Below are 3,400 nucleotides of genomic sequence, written 5' to 3'. Positions count from 1 at the left end.
GGATCCTGTAGCCCGGTGCATGGAGACCTGATGATCTCCCGCAGAGAAGGAAGGACAACCCCATTCAGGACTGCCGTTGCATCGTATAGCTGATCGACCGGGTCATAGACCCGTTCGACGAATTTGTGGGAATTCATGATAAACGATCTCGAAAAAAGTGAGACCACAGAGAGAGGAAACCTCTTTTGTTCGAAGCACGAACGCTCGGCCGCAGGCCGACTCTGGGGTGAGGACGACAATGTCCTCAACCCGCGAAGCCGAAGGAAAACCAGATCAGATAAAGACCAGTGTGGATGGAACAGTTATAACAAAAAAGACTTTATGAAAAAAAGCATCCATCAGGATGCACACACATAATATTACATACCTAACCCTCTATCCTTCCGCTTTTTACGCAAAATCGCATTGCGTCTGGTCTTTTTCTTCTTTTCAATCTGCTCCTGTTTTTCTCTCTCTGCCTGGGACTGAAAAACATCTGAAATATTCGTTTCGTTTTCCTTTTTTTCGATAACCGAAGTCTGATCCGAGAGTGGCGGCGTCTTCTGCTCCTGTGAAATGCATTCGCCCGAATCAATACTTCTTATATCAATGTCGTCTTGCACTTTTTCATCAGGTAAAAAATTGTTCTGTTGCCTGTTTTCCTGCCTTGCAGCCTGGGTCGCACGATAGGCGCGACGCTCCTCGTCGTCCCGCTTCCTCAATTTTTCCCGGGCAACTAACGTCATTTCAAGCAGAAGGCGATTTTTCTGCGCTTTTGCGCGAAGTCTTTCCTGCAGAAGCCGATGTGCAAGTCCCGTTTCGTCTCCAATCCCGGACAGGTATTCATCTGTCATCCTGTCCATGCTCTTCTGCATACCGGGCGTGACGGGGGTGACGTGATCGTAAAGGTTCCCGTTACGGAACGGGTCGAGGTCTGTCGGTCGTTCCCGTCTTCGTTTTCTGTTTTCTTCGATGCTGTTTTCCGGAAAGACGGTGATATCGGGCTTCGGCTTCGACTTTTCGCCATCTTCCTGAAAAGGGATGCTCTCAGCTGCATCTCTCCATCGTGCCGAAAAGAACCTATCCTGTCGTTTCTCTTTACGATCTCCCTCCTTCATTCTGACGACATGAAGTTCCAGTTCGTGCTGTGCGGCGGCATGCAGCAGATTCAGATCGTCGATGCTGATATCGGGGTCCAGACTCATCATGGGCTTTCTTGAACCTGATGGGCGGCAGGTATCGGTTGCCTTGATAATCAGAGTCAGGGTTCGCAACGTGGCCTCGTTCCGCACGCGGCGGCTGAGCCTGTCTCTCTCAATCCTGCGTCGCTCGGCCAGCACGAGGCGGCTTTTCTCACTCGACAGCACATCATGTTCCGAAAGACATACCGACACCGGCAGCCGTTTGTTACCTCTGCGGGTTCGGGAATATCCTTTCGCAGCCAATTCAATTTCGTGTTCAGAATCCTGGATTCTGGCCCACGCCATGTCCCGACGCTCTGCAACGGCCATAATCTCCTGGGCGATCATTCGTCGCGTCCATTCGGCATCCATCACGACAAACTTCGCACCTCTGGCCTTATCGGCGACGACCCTGCGAACATTTCGCATGGGAGCAACATCGAGCCCCATGGCCTCGTAGGATCGCGGATCGTAACGGACGGAGGATTGCTCCTCCTTCATCACCCGATTGACGATTTCTGCGAATCTTATGCGACGTTTTTTGACATTGTTGATGTCATAGACCCAGTCTGGCTTTGTTTGCTTATAAGGTCTGCAGACCCTGCGGTGACCGCATTTTGAAATATAGTTGTCAACGATAGAGAAATCCCATTCCAGATTGCCGCTGGCGGGATTGATGATCTTTCTGGCCGGTCGTGGACCGTAGACGACATGCGCGTGGTAGTTCCGTGTGTCATTGCCGCTGGTCGGTTTATGAATTGCGACCCAGTAAGGAACGCCCGCTTCTTCAAATTCGTACGCAAATTCACGCATGATCAGGAAACGACTTTCGTCACTGGCCTCATGAGGAAGCTCAAGGGTCATCCGGTTCTGAAGCCGACCATTTTTCGGGGCGGCTTCTTCCGTAAGACGCCAGAACTCTGCCCTCTCCTCGGGCGTGGCTCCGATCGTACCGAATGAATTTGTCATGCCGGTTGTGGCGTTGGCTGTAATGGTAGCTGTTTTCGCTGCGTCTTCGATATAGGCCTGCATTAACGTCGGCGAAGCACTTTCGCCGCGGGAATGGTCGGACTTCTTCATGGTCTCTGCCACGCCCCGGCCATTCCCCACTTTTTGTCCCAGGCCGGTCACGGACGCCGAAATGGCATTGGAATCTTCATTCCGGAGGTCAATGCGACGCCCTTCCTGCAAAGCGCCGCCCCGTTCGATATAACGCTGATGCCTGTCGAGGATGTTTTCTTTATCCGTGGTTCTGTCGGCTCCCTTCCCGGACTGTTTTGTTTTTACCGATTTTCTATCGGCGCCCCTCTCCCGATCTCCAGAAGATCGTCCATTTTTTCTCCTGGTTGCCTTTTTCGCTCGGGAAGATGCCGCGTGGGATTTGCTCACGAAGCTGCAGGCGAAATGAAATGGCGTACCACGCGTGTCAGGAGCTCTCACACGGATGGATGGAAGATTTTTGATCTGTCTGCCCTGGGTCTCCATAGCCTTTCTTAACACCATCGCGAGCAGCCCGGATCGACTGCTGTGCCGGGCATTTCCTGAGAGAAGGTTGCTGGTGACATTCGGAGTGTCACGTTGTTCCTGCTCCTGCGCGCGCGCTATGATCCTCTGAATCGCTACTTCCCGGGACAGTGTGAAGACTTCCACAGATGATTCAAACTGAGTTCCTGTTTTTCTGGTGATACGATTTCGCTGTTCCATGGCGCCCGGTCCTGATGATCAGCTTTTCTGTCAGATTAGGTCCGTGATCGTATGAAGCAAATATAATCGACTGCCAGCGTCGCGCCGTGAGCGGATTTTCCAACGTCCCGTTTTCCGGCCCAATTATCTCGCAATGTCGAAAGTCGTTACCCTCTGGACGATCTGCACTGCCGCCGCCTGAGAGGCGGCGGCGCGGCACCCCGGGTGACGCGTGCATCAGAAGTGACGCATCCGAGAGGATGCTGACGCCACCGGCAGGGCACGGTAGGAGAACATATTGTATGATGTTGTTTTCATGCGGTTTTTGCTGCCTCGCGGCAAAAACCTGTTATCGTGCCTTTTTGATAGTTTCCCAGTCCTAAGGTGAAGCTTTTGAACGTGTCTTAGCGGTCTGACTTCTGATCCTCGTTCATCCAGACCTCCCTTATGACTGGGAATGTCGGTTTTCTGCGGTTTTTAAGGCCCGTGTGAGGCATCTCCGGGCCCTCTTGCGGTCTCCTGTCAGGTGGTTGGGCCAGACGGCTTCTTGGCCTGAA

At 52.6% G+C, this 3,400-nt stretch carries 1 protein-coding gene; it reads right to left on the bottom strand.

Annotated elements, in window-relative coordinates; translation table 11 throughout:
- Nucleotides 1-359 precede the first annotated feature (359 nt).
- A complete protein-coding gene (locus tag GOB93_RS20610; protein WP_173585233.1) occupies nucleotides 360-2,864 on the bottom strand; it encodes a MobA/MobL family protein in 2,505 nt (834 codons plus the stop codon).
- Between the last annotated feature and the right edge of the window lie 536 nt (nucleotides 2,865-3,400).

It is taken from the genome of Acetobacter musti, assembly GCF_011516835.1.
GTDB classification, from domain to species: domain Bacteria; phylum Pseudomonadota; class Alphaproteobacteria; order Acetobacterales; family Acetobacteraceae; genus Acetobacter; species Acetobacter musti.
Note: the sequence above shows the minus strand (reverse complement) of the source record. Positions and strands in the feature narration are given on the sequence as shown.

What these genes read in the sequence shown, in the direction of transcription:
- GOB93_RS20610 (WP_173585233.1), bottom strand. Translation starts at nt 2,864, where the DNA reads ATGGAACAGCGAAATCGTATCACCAGAAAAACAGGAACTCAGTTTGAA.